Annotated in this window: 18 protein-coding genes; 8 read left to right on the forward strand and 10 right to left on the reverse strand. The window is 64.7% G+C overall.

Going from position 1 to position 18,002, the window contains the following annotated elements; translation table 11 throughout:
* Positions 1-12 precede the first annotated feature (12 nt).
* The 4 genes from PAN31108_RS07770 to PAN31108_RS07785 all read left to right on the forward strand — a co-directional run bounded on the left by PAN31108_RS07770 (position 13) and on the right by PAN31108_RS07785 (position 2,823).
* Positions 13-711 (forward strand): tetratricopeptide repeat protein, encoded by a 699-nt coding sequence (locus tag PAN31108_RS07770; protein ID WP_150668308.1) that lies wholly within the window; start codon positions 13-15, stop codon positions 709-711.
* Between the two features lie 98 nt (positions 712-809).
* Positions 810-1,397 (forward strand): peptidylprolyl isomerase, encoded by a 588-nt coding sequence (locus tag PAN31108_RS07775; protein ID WP_370819598.1) that lies wholly within the window; start codon positions 810-812, stop codon positions 1,395-1,397.
* A 45-nt stretch (positions 1,398-1,442) separates the two neighbouring features.
* Positions 1,443-1,937 carry a peptidylprolyl isomerase gene (locus PAN31108_RS07780; protein ID WP_150668310.1) on the forward strand — a complete coding sequence of 165 codons (495 nt, stop codon included), beginning with the start codon at positions 1,443-1,445 and terminating at the stop codon, positions 1,935-1,937.
* Between the two features lie 28 nt (positions 1,938-1,965).
* A complete protein-coding gene (locus PAN31108_RS07785; protein WP_246183834.1) occupies positions 1,966-2,823 on the forward strand; it encodes a UDP-2,3-diacylglucosamine diphosphatase in 858 nt (285 codons plus the stop codon).
* Between the two features lie 70 nt (positions 2,824-2,893).
* On the opposite strand, the gene cysE is transcribed toward PAN31108_RS07785, so the two are convergent.
* Together cysE and PAN31108_RS07795 are read right to left on the reverse strand one after the other, a co-directional pair.
* Positions 2,894-3,673, reverse strand: coding sequence for a serine O-acetyltransferase (gene cysE / locus PAN31108_RS07790; protein WP_150668311.1), 780 nt, complete (start codon positions 3,671-3,673; stop codon positions 2,894-2,896).
* Positions 3,674-4,025: 352 nt separating this feature from the next.
* On the reverse strand, positions 4,026-4,835 hold the full coding sequence (locus tag PAN31108_RS07795; RefSeq protein ID WP_150668312.1) for an RNA methyltransferase: 810 nt from the start codon (positions 4,833-4,835) through the stop codon (positions 4,026-4,028).
* Positions 4,836-5,356: 521 nt separating this feature from the next.
* Between PAN31108_RS07795 and PAN31108_RS07800 the strand changes: the two genes are divergently transcribed.
* Positions 5,357-6,223, forward strand: coding sequence for an inositol monophosphatase family protein (locus PAN31108_RS07800; protein WP_150668313.1), 867 nt, complete (start codon positions 5,357-5,359; stop codon positions 6,221-6,223).
* Between the two features lie 148 nt (positions 6,224-6,371).
* Here PAN31108_RS07800 and gltX read toward each other — a convergent pair whose 3' ends face one another.
* The 6 genes from gltX to ssuE all read right to left on the reverse strand — a co-directional run bounded on the left by gltX (position 6,372) and on the right by ssuE (position 12,088).
* Positions 6,372-7,763 (reverse strand): glutamate--tRNA ligase, encoded by a 1,392-nt coding sequence (gltX, locus tag PAN31108_RS07805; RefSeq protein ID WP_150668314.1) that lies wholly within the window; start codon positions 7,761-7,763, stop codon positions 6,372-6,374.
* 244 nt (positions 7,764-8,007) lie between these two features.
* Positions 8,008-8,223: a TOBE domain-containing protein gene (locus tag PAN31108_RS07810; RefSeq protein ID WP_010807342.1), complete on the reverse strand. Its 216-nt coding sequence runs from the start codon at positions 8,221-8,223 to the stop codon at positions 8,008-8,010.
* A 45-nt stretch (positions 8,224-8,268) separates the two neighbouring features.
* Positions 8,269-9,312, reverse strand: coding sequence for an ATP-binding cassette domain-containing protein (locus PAN31108_RS07815; protein WP_150668315.1), 1,044 nt, complete (start codon positions 9,310-9,312; stop codon positions 8,269-8,271).
* Entirely contained in the window at positions 9,309-10,178 is an 870-nt protein-coding gene (gene ssuC, locus PAN31108_RS07820; RefSeq protein WP_150668316.1) for an aliphatic sulfonate ABC transporter permease SsuC, read from the reverse strand. The genes PAN31108_RS07815 and ssuC overlap by 4 nt, the downstream gene beginning before the upstream one ends.
* Before the next feature lie 117 nt (positions 10,179-10,295).
* The gene (ssuD, locus tag PAN31108_RS07825) at positions 10,296-11,447 is read right to left on the reverse strand and encodes an FMNH2-dependent alkanesulfonate monooxygenase (RefSeq protein WP_150668317.1); all 1,152 of its coding nucleotides are present in this window, start codon (positions 11,445-11,447) and stop codon (positions 10,296-10,298) included.
* Between the two features lie 14 nt (positions 11,448-11,461).
* The gene (gene ssuE / locus PAN31108_RS07830; protein WP_150668318.1) at positions 11,462-12,088 is read right to left on the reverse strand and encodes an NADPH-dependent FMN reductase; all 627 of its coding nucleotides are present in this window, start codon (positions 12,086-12,088) and stop codon (positions 11,462-11,464) included.
* Between the two features lie 261 nt (positions 12,089-12,349).
* On the opposite strand from ssuE, the gene PAN31108_RS07835 reads away from it, so the two are divergent.
* The 3 genes from PAN31108_RS07835 (at position 12,350) to PAN31108_RS07845 (ending at position 15,482) form a co-directional block, all read left to right on the forward strand.
* Positions 12,350-13,135 (forward strand): AraC family transcriptional regulator, encoded by a 786-nt coding sequence (locus tag PAN31108_RS07835; RefSeq protein WP_150668319.1) that lies wholly within the window; start codon positions 12,350-12,352, stop codon positions 13,133-13,135.
* A 137-nt stretch (positions 13,136-13,272) separates the two neighbouring features.
* Positions 13,273-13,638, forward strand: coding sequence for a tRNA-binding protein (locus PAN31108_RS07840; RefSeq protein ID WP_150668320.1), 366 nt, complete (start codon positions 13,273-13,275; stop codon positions 13,636-13,638).
* Between the two features lie 194 nt (positions 13,639-13,832).
* Positions 13,833-15,482: a phosphoethanolamine transferase gene (locus PAN31108_RS07845; protein ID WP_150668321.1), complete on the forward strand. Its 1,650-nt coding sequence runs from the start codon at positions 13,833-13,835 to the stop codon at positions 15,480-15,482.
* Between the two features lie 25 nt (positions 15,483-15,507).
* Here the strand turns inward: PAN31108_RS07845 and hisC are convergent, their stop codons facing one another.
* Both hisC and PAN31108_RS07855 read right to left on the reverse strand, forming a co-directional pair.
* Positions 15,508-16,581 (reverse strand): histidinol-phosphate transaminase, encoded by a 1,074-nt coding sequence (gene hisC, locus PAN31108_RS07850; protein WP_150668322.1) that lies wholly within the window; start codon positions 16,579-16,581, stop codon positions 15,508-15,510.
* Positions 16,582-16,603: 22 nt separating this feature from the next.
* A complete protein-coding gene (locus tag PAN31108_RS07855) occupies positions 16,604-17,791 on the reverse strand; it encodes an O-succinylhomoserine sulfhydrylase (RefSeq protein ID WP_150668323.1) in 1,188 nt (395 codons plus the stop codon).
* Between the last annotated feature and the right edge of the window lie 211 nt (positions 17,792-18,002).

The raw sequence follows: 18,002 nt of genomic DNA on the forward strand, positions 1-18,002 counted from the left end.
TCGTCCACGCGCATGCCCGCGCGCCTTGTCATCGGCATCCGTCCGGTCGCCGCTGCCATTCGCAGCGCCCGCGCGCTGCGGCTCGCAGGCGCCACCCTCGGTCTCGCCGGCGCGCTGTTCGCGCTGCCCGCCGGCGCGCAGGCCATCACCGATCCGCCGCCGCCCGCCCCGCTGCAAACGCCGCAACAAGCCAGCGAGTCGGCCATCAACAAGCTGGTCGACGCGGGCAATTTCAACGCTGCCCTGACGAAGATCGACGAGCATCTGAAGCAATATCCGCGCGACGCACAGGTGCGCTTCACGCGCGGCCGCGTGCTGATGGAATTGGGACGCAATGCGCAAGCGATCGACGCCTTCACGGCGCTCACGCAAGACTTCCCTGAACTGCCCGAGCCGTTCAACAACCTCGCGGCGCTCTATGCGCAGGCCGGTGAGTACGACAAGGCGCGCGCCGCCCTCGAGAACGCGATTCGCAACAACCCCAACTTTGCCGTCGCCTATGCGAACCTCGGCGACATCTATGCCAAGCTCGCGCAACAGGCCTATCAGAAATCTCTGAAGCTCGCACCGACGGCGCGTGTGTCGAATCGCGAAAAGGTGCTGTCGAACATGCTCTCGCCGCAACGCGCCGCACCTGTCGGTCAGACGCCCTCCCCTGAAAAGGCGAGCGACGACGCCGCACTGAAAAACGTCGGCAAGTCGGGCAACTAAGCGCGCCGCTTCGAATCGAAGCGACTCTCGCGATTCCCTTTACGTTTGATTCACGTTCGATTTTCGTCATGGAGACACGCATGTCCTTTCCGAATCGTCTGCGTCGCGCGTTGCTCGGCGGCGTCGGCAGCGTCGTTGCCGCCGCCGCGCTGAGCGGCGCGAGCCTGCCCGCCCTTGCCCAGAGCGCCCAACCGCAAGTGCAGTTCAAGACGTCGCTCGGCAACTTCGTGGTCGAAGTCAACCCGAAGGCCGCCCCCAAGACGGTCGAAAACTTTCTGCAATACGTCAACGACGGTTTCTACAACGGCACGATCTTCCATCGCGTGATCAACGGCTTCATGATTCAGGGCGGCGGCTTCACGCCCAACATGGATCAGAAGCCCACGCGCGCCGCGATTCCGAGCGAGTCGAAAAACGGCCTGAAGAACACGATCGGCACCATCGCCATGGCCCGCACGTCGGACCCGAACTCGGCGACCGCGCAATTCTTCATCAATGTGAAGGATAATGCGTCATTGGATTACCCCAACCCGGACGGCTTCGGCTATACGGTATTCGGCAAAGTGGTGTCCGGCATGGACACCGTCGAGAAGATCAAGGGTGTGGCCACGACCCGCAAGGGCATGTATTCCGATGTGCCTGCCACGACGGTCGTGATCGAATCGGCCAGCGTCGTCAAGCGCTGAAAATCCTCCGGCCCGCCAGGACCATTTCATCAGAAGGAAAGCATCATGGTTGAACTGCACACCAATCACGGCGTCATTCGTATCGAACTCGACGAAGCCAAGGCCCCCAAGACGGTCGCGAACTTCCTGAACTATGTGAAGAACGGTTTTTATGACGGCACGGTGTTCCACCGCGTCATCAACGGCTTCATGGTTCAGGGCGGCGGTTTCGAAGCCGGCATGAAGCAAAAGCCGACCGAAACGCCGATCGAGAACGAAGCCAACAACGGCCTGAAGAACGACAAGTACACGCTGGCGATGGCGCGCACCAACGATCCGCATTCGGCCACGGCGCAGTTCTTCATCAATGTGAACGACAACGACTTCCTGAACCACAGCGCACCGACGCCGCAAGGCTGGGGTTACGCCGTGTTCGGCAAGGTCGTTGAAGGCCAGGAAGTGGTCGACGCGATCAAGGGCGTGAAGACGGGCTCGAAGGGCTTCCATCAGGACGTGCCGGTCGACGACGTCGTCATCGAGAAGGCCGTGATCGTCGCGTAAGCGCGCATCCCGCGAACTGCGACACTCGATGCCAGTATCGACTGCGCGGTGCCCGCAATGCCCCGTGACACCACGGGGCGACGGGCCCGCGCTTTTCATTTCCGATCTTCACCTCTCGCCGGCCCTGCCGCGCACGGTGCAAGTCTTCGAAGACTTCCTGCGCGGTCCCGCGCGAGAAGCGTCCATTCTTTTCATCCTCGGCGATCTGTTCGAATACTGGATCGGCGACGACATGCTCGATGCCGACCGGGGTCACGATCCTCATGCCGCGGCCCCTGCCGAACCGCTCGGCGTCTTCGCACGCCGCATGACGGCCGCGATGGCGGCGCTGTCGGCCAGCGGTGTACCTATCGCCGTCATGCGCGGCAACCGCGACTTTCTGCTCGGCAAGCGCTTCGCACGTGCCGCAGGCGCGGTCATGCTCGACGATCCCTGCGTTTTCCGGTTTCTCGGCCAGGCGCTGGTGCTCAGTCACGGCGACCAGTTGTGCACTGACGACGTGGGCTATCAGCGCTTTCGCCGTATCGCCCACTCACCGCTGGGCAAGGCCATTTTCCTGACGTTGCCGCTGCGCTTGCGCATGGGCATTGCGGACCGCATCCGCCGACGCAGCGCCGCCAAAGGCGCGCATCGCATGGCGTATGCCGATGCCAACGCGAACGCCATCAAGGCGCTGCTCGACGCCGCCGGCGAGCGCACGCTCGTGCACGGCCACACGCATCGACCGGCCCGACATGCCGACGGCCGCCGCGTGCGCTGGGTGCTGCCCGACTGGGAGTTCGACATCGATCCGCCGCGCGGTGGTTACCTGCAATGGGACGCCCACGGACTGCGGGCCATCGATCTCGCGCTGTCCACATCGGCGGAACCGCACCAGACGTCCTAGCGGCACGCCAGGCCCGCTTGTCAGCGGGCCGTCGTTACCTTGGCGCATCCGGCACACGCGTCGGGACGCGTCACATATCCTGAATTTCCTTGCCGAGCTTGCGCAGTTCGGCGGTATCGATCTTGCTCGCCCCGAGCGCTTCGAGATGCGCGCCGAGTTGATTGAGCGCAGCCACCATCACGTCGATCTTGTGCGACTGATCGGTCGCGTTCTCGATGAGGCCGTGAATCGCGAGCGAGACGGGATCGTCCGCGTTGGGCGTAATGCCGTAGGCGGAGAACTCCGTCTTGCGCACATTGCCGCCCGATGTCACGCCCGCCCCCTCGCGCGGCGTGTCGGGACGAACGATACGTGCCGGATTCCCCACCGCCGTGCCACCCGCAGGCACCGCCTTCACCACGACCGCGTTCGACCCGATTTTCGCCCCCTCGCCGACCGTAAAACCGCCAAGCACTTTCGCGCCGGCGCCGACGATTACGCCGGCCTCCAGCGTCGGATGCCGCTTGGCCCCGCGCGTGAGCGACGTACCCCCGAGCGTCACTCCCTGGTAGATCGTGCAGTCGTCGCCAATGACCGCCGTCTCGCCGATCACGACACCCATGCCGTGATCGATGAAGACACGGCGTCCGAGCGTCGCGCCCGGATGAATCTCGATGCCGGTGAGAAAGCGCGCGTACTGCGAAACGTAGCGTCCCAGCCACTTGAAGCCGGCCGTCCAGCAGCGATTCGCCACACGGTGCAGCATCACGGCATGCAGACCGGGATAGCAGGTGAAGACTTCCCAGTTGCTGCGGGCGGCGGGATCCTTTTGCCGGATGGCGGCGATATCTTCGCGAAGACGGGTAAACATAAGCCTGGTGACGGTCCTGTCGTACGTCGTCCGGCCGTCTCGGGGCGGATCGACGCCTGTTGGCATGGGCACGCATACGCAGCGCGGGCCGGCGATCGCCGGCGGTCGGTGCAGAAAGGTGCGGGGAAGGGCAAAAGCGTAACGCGCAGGCGAAGCACAGCGGCGCGTCACACGGGTCAGCGCAGGGCTAACAACAGTGGACGTGATAAGGCAGAGAAGCGGCGCAACGCTGGCGCAAACGGTTCATATCCGCAAGAGACGTATAAGCTTGTGACTGAGGATTGTATGGGATTTTTCCTCGGCCTGCTCTGCCGCTCTGCCGCTCTGCCACTCCACGATTGCGTTGCCGTCATCAACGACGCCCCTTGCGCTCCAGAATGTGCTTTGCGATGCCCCGCAGGATATTGACCTCTTCACGCTCCAGGTGGCTCTTCGCAAAGAGACGACGCAGACGCGCCATGAGCTTCTTCGGATTGTCCGGATCGAGGAAATCGAGATCGACGAGCGCGCGCTCCAGATGCGTGAGCATGCCTTCGACGTCGTCGCGCGTCGCGAGCGTGTCGGAGGTCGCGACAGCAGGCGACGGCGCCACCGGGACTGCAACGCCCTGCCCGTCGCCACGCGCGTGCGCAAGACATGCCATGCGCATCTCCCACGCGATCAGTTGCACCGCCTGCGAGAGATTGAGCGAGCTGTAGAGGGGATTGGCCGGGATATGCACGAGCGCGTTGCAACGCGCTACGTCGGGGTTCGACAGACCGGTCCGCTCGCTGCCGAAGACGAACGCCACCGACTCGCCCTGCCCGGCGTGCTGCACGGCAAGAGCCGCGCTCTCGCGCGGTTCGGCGTTGGGCGGGCCATATTCGCGCGAGCGGGCGGAGAGCGCCACCGCCCAACTCACGCCGTGCAACGCCGCATCGAGATCCGGCACGACAAGCGCGTTCGCGAGAACATCGTCGGCGCCGCTCGCAAGCGCCACCGCGTCCGGGTCGTGCAGTACATCGGCGCCCGCACGTGGCGCTGCGAGCACCAGACGCCCGAACCCCATCGTCTTGATCGCCCGCGCCGCCGAACCGACGTTGCCGGGATGGCTCGTCTCGTTGAGCACGAAACGCACTTGATCGAACACAGGCGACGAAGAGACGGCAACAGACTGGGACATGAGACGGCGATGACGGAAACGAGGTGTGAAAGGAGAGGACGGCCGGGGGGACGGCCGGAGGTCACGAAAAACGACCGCGAGCGCGCCACGCCGGAGGCTTCCGGCGCCGCGCAATGCCGCTATTTTGCCTGAATCGAGGGGGCAAGGGGGCTTCACGGGGACTTCACGGGCGCTTCAGGAGGTGTTCCGCGCGCATCGGCGGGAGCACGGAGGGACGCCGTGAGGCGAGCGATCTCGACCACGCTGCGCGGCAGGCACCCGGCGTATCGATGCCCCCTGCGCCGTGAAAGACCTGCGCCGTGAGAGACATAAAAAGGGTCAGAAATCACAGTTTCCGGAGCGCGACGCACGCGTTTTTGCTAAAATACGCGTTTTCGCCCCCGCAAACGAGCCGCCATTTTGTGCGCGGCGCTTGCCGGGCATCGCTCTTGCTCAATTCGTTCGCTTTGTCCGCCACGCCTGACGGCCGGCCCAATGGGGGCCGTACGTACCGTCAGCGATGGCCTTAACAGGAATCTGTCATGCAGCATCCCATGCTCAATATCGCGGTGAAAGCCGCGCGCCGCGCCGGCACCATCATCAGCCGGGCCTCCCTCGACATCGATACCGTCAAGGTCAGCAAGAAGCAACACAACGACTTCGTGACGGAAGTGGACAAAGCGGCTGAGCAAGCGATCATCAACGTCCTCCTGGAAGCCTACCCCGACCACGCCATCCTCGCCGAAGAATCGGGCGAGGAGCACGGCAACGCCGACTCGGAATACCAGTGGATCATCGATCCGCTGGACGGCACCACCAACTTCATTCACGGCCTGCCCTACTACTGCACGTCGATCGCACTCGCCCACAAGGGCATCGTGTCGCAGGCCGTCGTCTACGATCCGACCCGCAACGAACTCTTCACCGCCTCGCGTGGCCGCGGCGCATTCCTCGACGGCAAGCGCATTCGCGTCTCGCGTCGCGACCGTCTGGCCGACGGCCTGATCGGCACGGGCTTCCCGTTCCGCGACATGCAAGGCGTGGAAAACTATCTGAAAATGTTCGGCACGATGACGGAACACTGCGCCGGCATTCGTCGCCCGGGCGCCGCTGCCCTGGACCTGGCCAACGTTGCCGCCGGCCGCATGGACGGCTTCTTCGAGCAAGGCCTGAACCCGTGGGACATGGCCGCAGGCAGCCTGCTCATCACCGAAGCCGGCGGGCTGGTCGGGAACTACACGGGCGAATCGAACTTCCTGTTCGAAGGCGAAATTCTCGCCGCCAATCCGAAGATTTACGCGCAAATGGTCAAGTTGCTTGACGGGTACTCGCTCACGAAGCGACCGGCAACGTCGTCGAAGACCGGCACGACGCTCTCGCTCAGCGCGGAAAGCAACTCGCAGGCGTAAGCCCGAGACGGGCACGTATCTGCGGCCTGCCTCGTAAAAAAACCCCGGCGATGCACACGCATCCCGGGTTTTTTGCGTCCGGCGCCACCGTTGGCGGCGCCGAAGCGTCTCCCGCAAACATCGCGGTCGACGCAGACGGGCCCGCCGATCAGGCGCCCAGACGCGCCAGCACCGTATCGCGGCCGAGCAGTTCGAGCACGGCATCGATGGCCGGCGTATGCGTCGTGCCGACCACGAGCAAACGCACCGGCATGGCGAGCTGCGGCATCTTCATGCCGTGCTGCGCGAGCGTCGCCTTGAACGCCGGCGAAATGGCTTCCTTCTTCCACTCGGGCAGCGCGGCCAGCGCGGTCGCAAGGTCCTTTACCGCAGCACGCGCGGCTTCGGTCAGATGCTGCGCCACATCTTCTGCCGACGGCGCCGGCTGACGGTAAAACATCTCGGCGCTCGCCGCGATGTCCTTGATCGTGTTCGCGCGATCCTTGAACAGACCGACGACACCCGCGAGCGACGGACCACCGTCGATCGACACACCGGCCTTTTGCAGGAACGGCTCGGTGAGCCCGGCCAGACGCACGTTGTCGGCCTGCTTCAGATACTGATTGTTCAGCCACAGCAGCTTTTCCGGATTGTGCTGCGCCGGCGACTTGCCCAGATGCTCCAGATCGAACCACGCGACGAACTGCTCGCGCGAGAACACTTCCGCGTCGCCGTGCGCCCAGCCCAGACGCGCCAGATAGTTCACCACCGCTTCGGGCAGATAGCCCTCTTCGCGGTACTGCACCACGCTCATGGCGCCGTTACGCTTGGACATCTTCTCGCCCTGATCGTTGAGGACCGTGGGCAAGTGGGCGTACACCGGCGGCTGCTTGCCGAGCGCTTCGAAGATGTTGATCTGACGCGGCGTGTTGTTGACGTGGTCGTCGCCACGAATCACGTGCGTGATGTCCATGTCGATGTCGTCGACGACCACGCAGAAGTTGTACGTCGGGGTCCCGTCCGGACGCGCGATCACCAGATCGTCGAGTTCCTCATTGGAAATCTCGATGCGGCCCTTCACGGCGTCTTCCCAGATCACGCTGCCGGTGAGCGGGTTCTTGAAGCGCAACACCGGCTGCACGCCGGCCGGCGGCTCGGGCAGCACCTTACCCGGCTCCGGACGCCAGCGTCCGTCGTAACGCGGCTTCTCGCCCCGTTCACGTTGTTGCTCACGCAATTCGTCGAGCGCTTCCACGCTCATGTAGCACGGATAGACGTGGCCGCCCGCCTTCAGTTGCTCCAGCACTTCGCGATAGCGATCCATGCGCTGCATCTGATAGAACGGACCTTCGTCATAGTCGAGGCCGAGCCATTCCATGCCTTCGAGAATGACCTGCACGGCTTCCTGCGACGAACGCTCGAGATCGGTGTCCTCGATGCGAAGGACGAACGCGCCGTTGTTGTGACGCGCAAAGGCCCACGGATAGAGAGCGGAACGGATATTGCCCAGATGGATGAAACCGGTCGGGCTAGGCGCAAAGCGGGTGCGGACAGTGGTCATGGTTTGGCTTCGGTGCATCGCGTCGGCGACAAACAAAAACGCCCGCAGCGGAGGGTCTCGCGCAGGCGGGTCGCCAACATTCGGAAGCCGTCATTATATCAGCCGAGTGCGTGCATTCGCGGCACTGTCCTAGCCGGGACTCGGAATTTCCTGCCACCGGCATCGGACATCGCCCTTGTGTGCGTCGGATGCCGGCGTCGCGACACCAAAGACGGCATGCCGACGCCGAGTCCGAAAGACGATTTCAGAGCTTGGCCAGCGACACTTCGGTGGCTTTGACGAGCGCCACGACTTCGGAGCCGACGTCGAGGCGCAGTTCGTCGATCGAGCGCGTGGTGATGACCGACGTCACGATGCCGCTCGGCGTCTCGACGTCGACTTCGGACAGCACCGGGCCGCGCAGAATTTCACGAATACGGCCCTTGAACTGGTTACGGACGTTGATGGCGGTGATACCCATGGTGAACTCCTGTGTTCGGAAAAGTTTAAAAAACGGTGATGCGGCTCAAATGGCCCAGCGCACGGTCGCCGCCGGCCACAGCGGCTCGGCGGTGGCCACGTGAGACGGCGGCGCCACGTCGGTTTGCAGCACACGGGCGAGCACCTGCGCTTCGAGTCCCGCGAATTCGACGCTGCCTCGCGCTCGCGGACGCGCCAGCGACACCGGCTGGTCGAGGCCGAGGCGTCCTTGCTCGATGAGCACCACACGATCGGCGAGCGCCACCGCTTCCTGAACGTCGTGCGTGACGAGCAGCGCAGTGAAACCGTGCGCGCGCCAGAGTCGTTCGATCAGGGCATGCATTTCGATGCGGGTGAGCGCGTCGAGCGCCCCGAGCGGTTCGTCGAGCAGCAGCAGATCCGGCTGGTGCACCAGCGCTCGCGCCAACGCCACGCGCTGGCGCTGGCCGCCCGACAGGCGGCTCGGCCAATCGTTGGCGCGCTCGGCGAGGCCGACCTCGCGCAGCACTTCCAACGCCTTCGCATGCGACGACTTCGGCAGGCCGATAGCCACGTTCTCCAGCACGGTGCGCCATGGCAGCAGACGCGCATCCTGAAACATGATGCGGGTCGTCGTCTGGGGAGCCCCCTTACCCGACACGCCGCCCAGCGCATGGCCATCGAGCGTGATGCGCCCGGCGTCCGGCGTCTCCAGCCCGGCGATCAGGCGCAGCAGCGTCGACTTGCCGCAACCGCTGCGTCCCACGATGGCGGCGAATCCGCCACGCGGAATCGTCAGCGAAAAATCCGATAGCACCGAGCGCTCGCCGTAACGCTTGCCGACGGCTTCGATACGCAGGCCGTCAGCGGCTGTCGACGTGCTCGCGTCACTCGCCGGACGCACCACTTTAAGATTCGTCCCTGCGGTGGTACGCGATACGCCCGCGTTGACGTTGACGCCGGCATTGCCCCCGATCGGCAGTTGCGTGCCGAACGGATCGGCTTGCGGATCGAGTGCCAACTTGCCGGCATTGGCCGTCGCGCGCTGCTCGGCGGTCCATTCGGCTTCGATATCGGCGCCCGCGACCGGGGCCAGTTGTTGTGCGCTCATGCAGCGGCTCCTCGTTGAAAGGCCGGATGCCAGCGCAACCAGCGAAATTCCAGTTCCTTGGCCAGCACGTCGGCCAGCTTGCCCAGCAACGCGTACAGCAGGATCCCCACGAGCACGATATCGGTTTGCAGGAACTCGCGAGCGTTCATCGTCAGATAGCCGATCCCCGATTGCGCCGAAATGGTTTCCGCCACGATCAGCGTCACCCACATCAGCCCCAGCGAAAACCGCACGCCGACCAGAATCGACGGCAATGCGCCCGGCAGAATCACGTCGCGATAGAGCGCCCAGCCACGCAGGCCGTAGCTGCGCGCCATTTCGACCAGCGCCGGATCGACGGCGCGAATCCCGGCGTACGTGTTGAGGTACATCGGGAAGAACACACCGATCGACACGAGGAACAGCTTGGCTTTCTCGTCGATGCCGAACCACAGGATCACCAGCGGAATCAGCGCCAGATGCGGGATGTTGCGCAGCATCTGGAACGACGAATCGAGCGCGGTTTCCGCCACGCGCGACAAACCGGTGAGCATGCCGAGCAGCAGGCCGAGGCCGCCGCCGATCACGAAGCCGATGACGGCGCGTCCGGTCGACACACCGATGTCGCGCCAGATCTGGCCGGTGATCGCGAGTTGCCATGCCGCCTCGACGACGGCGGACGGCGCCGGCAAGACGCGCGTCGAGAGCCAGCCTTCTTCGGCGGCCAGTTGCCAGAGAGCGACCAGCACGACGGGCACGGCCCACGGCGCGAGACGGCGAGCGACGGTGCGCCAGTAGCGCGGCAGCGGGCCACGCTGGCGGGCAGCTGCCGCGTCGCCGACGCCGGTGGCAGCGTCGCTCGGGATCGATGTCGTAGTTTGGGTCATGCGAATTTCCCCCGGGGCGCTACGGCCCCGTGTGCGTTCCGTTCAAAGTGAAGTCATGTGTTGAAGTCATGCGTGGCGAGGCTGGCGGTCCGGGGCGGCAGTCGCCGCCGCGCCCGCTCAGCTTTGCGATGCCTGCGGCACGATGTTGTTCGCCATGACCTCACCCACCGGGCCCGACAGCGCAACGTTGCCGAGCTTCTCGCGCACCCGCTCGGGCAGATGCGGGAATACCAGTTCGGCGAAGCGATAGGCCTCTTCGAGGTGCGGATAGCCCGACAGGATGAAGGTGTCGATGCCCAGATCCGCATACTCGCGCAGGCGCGCGGCCACCGTCGGGCCGTCGCCCACGAGCGCCGTCCCCGCCCCGCCGCGCACCAGCCCTACGCCGGCCCACAGGTTCGGCGCGATCACGAGCTTGTCGCGACGTCCGCCATGCAGCGCCGCCATGCGCCGCTGCCCTTCCGAATCCATCTTGGCGTACTGCGCCTGCACCCGCGCGATGGTCTCGTCGTCGAGCTTGCTGATGAGCGAATCGGCAGCGCGCCATGCCTCGTCTTCCGTCTCCCGAACGATCACGTGCAGGCGCAGCCCGAAGCGCAAGGTCCGGCCGAGTTTGGCGGCGCGCGCACGCACGTCCGCAATCTTCTCGGCCACATCGGCAAGCGGCTCGCCCCACGTCAGGTAGACATCGAGCTGCTCGGCGGCGATCTGACGCGCGGCTTCCGACGACCCGCCGAAATACAGCGGCGGATACGGCGTTTGCACGGGGGGGTACAACAGCTTCGCCCCCTTCGCCCGCAAATGTTCGCCCTCGAAATCGACGCTCTCCCCGCGATGCGATGTCTCCAGAATCCCACGCCAGATGCGCAGGAATTCGTCGGTGACGGCATAGCGCTCGGCATGATCGGCAAAAAAACCGTCGCCTTCGAGTTCGCCGGCGTCACCGCCCGTCACGACGTTGATCAACAGCCTGCCGCCCGACAGACGGTCGAATGTCGAAGCCATGCGCGCCGTCAGCGCGGGCGATGCGATGCCCGGCCGAATGGCGACGAGAAATTTCAGATGGCGCGTCGCGCCGATCAGGCTCGACGCCGTTACCCAGGCGTCTTCGCACGAGCGCCCTGTCGGCAGCAGCACCCCTTCGTAACCGAGCGAATCGACCGCGCTGGCGACCTGACGTGCGTAATCGAAATCGAACAGACGCCCGCCGTCGGAAGTGCCGAGATAACGGGTATCGCCGTGCGTCGGAATGAACCAGAAGACTTGCATACGGACTCCGACGATCAGGCTGCGAGCGTGGGGCGTGCTGCGCCTTGGGCCGAACGGGCAGAGCGCGCCGATCGGATATCTCCGGCGGCGTTGGCGGGCCACTGGCGAATCACTTCGCGCTCGTGCAGCCATTGCGAGAGTTGATCGACGCTCGCCCCGAGTCGCTCGGCGATCGCGGCGTCGAGCGTGGCGTCCTCTTCCTTCGGCACCTGCTGATCGACGGCGAACACCCCGCGCAGAATATGTTGAGCCCCCAGCGCGGAAAGCACCGGCTTGAGCGCGTAATCGAGCGCCAGCAAGTGCGCCGGGCTTCCCCCGGTGGCGAACGGCGCGACGAGCTTGTCGGCCAGACCATCTTGCGGCAATACGTCGAGAAACGCCTTGAGCAGACCGCTATAGGCCGCCTTGTACACCGGCGTGGCGACGACCACGGCCTGTGCACCGGCGACCTGCGCGAGGGCATACCGCAGGTCGTCGTGCGACGTGTCGGCGGCCAGTAGCGCGGCCGGCGACAGCGCGCGAATATCGATGCGGCGAACCTCGATACCGGCCTCGGCCAGTTCGGATTCGACGAAACGCAGCAACCGGGCGCTGCGCGAGGCAGCCGACGGGCTACCGGAGATCGTGACGGCGTATGTCATACTTCCCTGCCAAAGACGGGCCACCGGCCCTGAGATATCGAAGCGCACCGCATGGGCGCCGGGCCTGCCCCCCCGCGTGTGCGATGTCGGCCGGGATGCGCCGGCCACTGGAGAATCAGTGTAGCGACCCGTCCTGCGCGGCCGAACCAATCAATCCGGGATAGCTTTGCGCGTTTTTTCATAACCTTAAGTCATGCACCTTTGCGGCCTTATTCCCCAGAACGGTGATAAGGGTTCGCCATCCTGAGTTTTCGCACCCTCATGTCCGCCTCCGCTCCGATGCTCGAACTGCGCGAGTACCGTCCGACCGACAGCACCGACACGCACGACTTCCATCAGGTCGTGATCGGGCTGTCGGGCCGCATGTCGCTCTCGCTCGACGGGGATGCCGCGACATTCGGACGCGTCGGCGCGCGCAACGGCGCGGTCATTCCCGCAGGCGTGCGTCACGACTACCGCGGCGACGGGCCGAACCGGCAGGTCGTGCTTGATGTGCCCTCGCACATCGCCCGGCAGACCGGCACGGCGCGCGCGTTTGCCCACGCCGCCTTCTTTGCGCTCGATGCGACGTTGCTGACGCTGGCCAACCGGGTGAACGCGAGCGTGGACGCAGGACGTCCGCTCGATGCCGGCGATCCGGTCGTGCGCGAATGGCTAGAAGCGCTCACGGCGCGGCTGGGGCCGGCACGGCACGGGTCGCGCACGGTCAGGCTGGATCTGGCGCAGGTCGACGCGAGGCTGCAAGCGGATCTGGCGGCCCCGGTGGATACGGCGACGCTCGCACAAGAAGCCGGCATGAGCGTTCGCCACTTTCACGATTGTTTCGTGGCGATGACCGGCGAGACGCCTCATCGGCACCTCGTGCGCCTGCGGCTCGCACGCGCCGCCTCGCTGCTGCTGACACACGACGCGCCGCTCGCCGACATCGCCCTCGATGTGGGCTTCAACGATCAGAGCGCCCTCACCCACGCCTTCCGCCAGCACTACGGCCTCACGCCGGCCGCGTGGCGTCGCGCGCGTGTCGCCCACGACGCACGAGATGGCTGAGGTGGCCCGGGTGGGCGAGACCGGCGAGCGCGAGGCGGCCGCGCGAGCGCCGTCTGCCGAATTTCACAAGCCCGCCCTGGCGGCGCCGGGTTACGCTCGCCGCTGAGTCATTGATCGACAAAGCAAGGGGGCAGAAAATGACGGATTCCACCAACAAGGCAGACGCAGCGAACACCATCGAATGGCAGGACTTCGAGAAGATCGAGTTGCGTGTGGGCACCGTCGTGGCGGCCCGCGTCAACGAGAAAGCGAAGAAGCCCGCTTATGTGCTGGAAGTGGATCTGGGCGAATTGGGAGTGAAAACGTCGAGCGCCCAAGTCACGGTGCATTACACGCCGGAGGGCCTCGTCGGCCGGCAGGTGCTGTGTGTGTGCAACTTCGCCCCGAAACGCATCGCCGGCGTCGTGTCGGAAGTGCTGGTGACCGGGTTCGCCGATGCGGCCGGGGCCATCGTTCTGGCGGGCGTGGATCGTGCCGTGCCCAACGGGGCGCGTCTGCATTGATGCACGGCACGATGGATTCCTGAGCAACCACCCAAAACAGAACGGTATTCGTCCCAAAAATCGAGGGTTCGCGACACCAATTTCCCAATATCTGGTCGAATCGCAGCCATCGGGCAACGGTCTATCACCGTCGCCCGATGGCGAAAATCGACAGGCACGTTGCAACGTGCCAGCAGCATCGGGGGATCTCCACTTTGAAATCACTTCTTTACCGCCTGAGCCTCGGGCTGGGCGGGCTGGCGGCGTTCTGGGCGCTCGGTATGCTCAGCGCGAGCGAGTACGGCAAAAGCGCCGCGATCATGGCGACCGCGCTGCCGGGCCTTGCGGGGCTCTGCCTGGTGCTCAAGGCGCGCCCCGGGTGGTTGAGCGCGACGACGCTGGGCGTGATTGCCATCTTCTTCCTCGACGCCGCGACCAAAGGGTTCCTGCGCGATTACTTCGGTCTGCGTCCGAATCATCTGCTGGTGTTGCAGGCAGTGTTCAACACGAATCCTTCGGAAGCCGGGGAATTCTTCCGTCACAACTGGCGCGACGTCTCCGAGGCCAGCGCCGCCTTCGCCATGCTGATGACGGCAGTCGCCGTAATGGAGCGGCGGCTGTCGCGCGCGGAGGCATCGCAGCCCGCCGTATCGTTGCGACGCAGCAGCAAGCTCGCCGTCGCCACCCTCTTCACGGGTTTTCTCGCGCTGCATCTGAATCCGACGATGGCCAAGGAGAACCCGCTGCTCTATTGGCCGATTCGCTACCTCGACTACAAGGGCCAGCTCGCGCACGCCAACGAGTTGCAACGCGAACTCGAGCGCAACATGGCCAGACCGGCCGAGTGGCGGGTGCGGTATCACGGACCGGCACGCAAGACCGTCGTGTGGGTCATCGGCGAGAGCCTGAACCGCAACAACATGTCGATCTACGGCTACCCGCGCAATACCACGCCGATGCTCGGCTCGTTGCGCGACGAGCTGACCGTCTTCCGGGATGTCGTGTCGTCGGAGCCGGCGACGATGGCGTCGCTGATGAAGATGCTCACGCCCGCGAATCTCGACGACCCCGAGGCGTGGACACACAAGCCGGACGTCGTGATGCTCGCCAAGGCCGCCGGGTATCGCACCTACTGGATCTCGAATCAGGTGCCCAACGATGGCTGGCTGGGACTGGTCGCCAACCGGGCCGACGAGCGCGTGTTCATCAACAAGGGAGCCGGGCGCGGCGAGAACAACGTCGACGGCAACCTGCTACCGCATGTGGAAACGGCATTGGCGGACGACGCGCCACGCAAGCTCATCGTCGTGCATCTGCTGGGAGCGCATCCGACCTACGACATGCGCTATCCGGACGACTTCGCCCGCTTCGACAATACCGACGATCTGGTAATGACGAACCTCGAAGCACAGGGGCGCTCGCTCTGGGTGCGTCATGCGCGCAACGATTACGACAATGCCATCGCGTACAACGACTACGTCGTCTCCCATCTGATTCGCAAGACGATGACACTGTCCGCGCCGTTCGACGCGAGCCTGCTGTTCAGTTCGGATCACGCGCAGGAGGTCGGTCACACGCGCAATCACGCGGGGCAATCGGTGGCCGACGCTTCCGGCTACGAGATCCCGATGCTGGTGTGGCAACGCGACGCGCCCCCGGCCCAGACGCGCGCCGCGTTGGAGGCCCGCCCATATCAGACTGACCGCCTCGAACACACGATGCTCGGATTGCTCGACATCGAGACGCCGTATTACGACGCCTCTCACGACTTGCTAAGCGATACGTTCGCGCCGATACCGCGTCGCATCAACGGCCGCGCTTACGTGCCGTCGGCGGCGGCAGCCGTATCGCTGGACGCGGGTTGACGCCACATCGGCGGACTGACCGCCGTCACCCGCGCGGTACGATCTCGCTCAGCGCATTCGTCAAGGCCATGCATTCGTCTTCCGTGCCCACGGTAATGCGCAGGAACTGGGCGATGCGTGCATGCTTGAAGTGACGCACGATGATCGAACGTTCGCGCAGTGCGGCGGCCAGTTGCGCCGCGTCGTGCGACGGGTGACGCACGAACACGAAGTTCGCCTTCGACGGCAACACCTCGAAACCGAGTGCCGTCAGGCGCGTCGCCAGGGCCTCGCGGCTCTGGATCACGGCCTGGCGCGTCTGGTCGAAGTACGCTTCGTCCTCGATGGCCGCCACGCCCGCGGCTTGCGCCAGACGGTCGAGCGGATACGAGTTGAAGCTGTTCTTCACCCGCTCCAGCGCCTCGATCAGATCCTTGTGACCGATGGCGAAACCCAGCCGCAAACCGGCGAGCGAGCGCGACTTCGAGAGCGTCTGCACCACCAGCAAGTTCGGATACGTCGCGATCAGTCCGGCAGCGGTCTCACCGCCGAAGTCGATGTACGCCTCGTCGATCACCACCACCGAGTCAGGATTGCCGGCGAGCAGACGCTCGATCTCGCCAGACGCCAGCACGCGCCCCGTCGGTGCATTCGGATTCGGGAAAATAATGCCGCCATTCGGCTTGAGGTAATCGTCGACGTCGATCTCGAACGTGTCCGTGAGCGGCACGGTCTCGAACGCCACGCCATATAGCCCGCAGTACACGGGGTAGAAGCTGTACGTGATGTCCGGATACAGAATCGGTTTGTCGTGCTTCAGCAGGCCCTGAAACACGTTCGCGAGCACTTCATCGGAACCGTTGCCCACGTGGACGTTCGCGATATCGAGGCCGAAGCGTGTCGCAATCGCCTGCTTGAAACAACGTGCGTCCGGATCGGGATATCGCTTGAGCGCGTCGGCGTCGACACCGAGCGCTTCGCGAATGGCCGCGAGCACGCGCGACGAAGGACCGTACGGATTTTCGTTGGTGTTGAGCTTGATGAGCCGCTGCATCTGCGGTTGCTCACCGGGGACATAAGGCGTCAGATCCGCGACGCCTGCACTCCAGAATTGACTCATGATCGACGCTTGTCCTTGCCGCTCAGCTGATGAAACCACGCGCCAGATCGGCCTGAATGTCGGCCGGCGACTCCAGACCGACCGCCAGACGGATCAACCCTTCGGTGATGCCCGCCGCAGCGCGCGCTTCCGGCGTGATACGACCATGCGTGGTGCTCGCCGGGTGGGTAATGGTCGTGCGCGTGTCACCGAGATTACCGGTGATCGAGCACACACGCGTGTTGTCGATCACGCGCCAGGCGTTCTCGCGCTGCTCGGCGGGCGTCGCCCCCTTGAGTTCGAACGCGACGATGGCCCCCCCCGACTTCTGCTGACGCTTCGCCAGTTCGTACTGCGGGTGCGACGGCAGGCCCGGGTAGAACACGCGGCCGACCTGCGGCTGCTGCTCCAGCCATTTCGCCAGTTCGAGGGCATTGGCCGATTGCTTCTCGACGCGCAGCGACAACGTCTCCAGCCCCTTGAGCAACACCCAGGCGTTGAACGCCGAGAGCGTCGGACCGGCGCTGCGCACGAACGTGAAGATCTTGCCCATGATGAAGTCCTTCTTGCCGACGATAGCGCCGCCGAGCACACGGCCCTGACCGTCGAGGTACTTCGTCGCCGAGTGCACCACCACGTCTGCACCGTATTCGATGGGACGCTGCAACACCGGCGTACAGAAACAGTTGTCGACGACGAACAGCGCGCCCGCTTCCTTCGCGATCTTGCCGATCGCTTCGATGTCGGCAATGTCGGTGAGCGGATTGGACGGCGTTTCCAGGAAGAACATCTTCGTGTTCGGACGGATCGCGGCGCGCCACGCATCGAGGTCGGTCGGATCGACGAAGGTCGTCTCGACACCGAACCGGCTGAAGATCGTCGAGAAGACGTTCAGCGTCGAGCCGAAAATGCTTTGCGAGCTCACCAGATGGTCGCCGGCCGAGAGCGCCGCCATCACGACCGACACGATGGCGCTCATGCCGGATGCCGTGGCCATGCAGGCCTCGCCGCCTTCGAGCGCCGCCAGCCGGTCCTGGAACATCGATACGGTCGGATTGGTGAAGCGCGAGTACGTAAAGCCCTCTTCCGAATGCGCAAAGCGCTCGGCGGCCTCGGCTGCGCTCTTGAAAACGAAGCTCGAAGTCAGGTACAGCGCCTCGGAATGTTCACCAAACTCGGAGCGCTGCGTGCCCGCGCGCACCGCCAGGGTATCGAAGTCGAAGGAATCCATCGTGTGTCTCGTCATTGGGTCGGCGCGCTCGCCGGCCAAAAAAAGAAAAGCCCGTTTCGCTTGTCAGCAAAACGGGCTCGAAATCCATCTGTCTAGGCCTCGCTTTAGCTGTTTCGGGGATGTTCCCCCACGTCCGCAAGCTGAAATCAAATCGACGTGATGTGCAGTGTAGCACGTTGCGGGCGAGGAAGGAAAAACTCCGCCGCCCCAA

The sequence above is a fragment of the Pandoraea anhela genome, assembly GCF_902459655.1.
Lineage (GTDB): Bacteria > Pseudomonadota > Gammaproteobacteria > Burkholderiales > Burkholderiaceae > Pandoraea > Pandoraea anhela.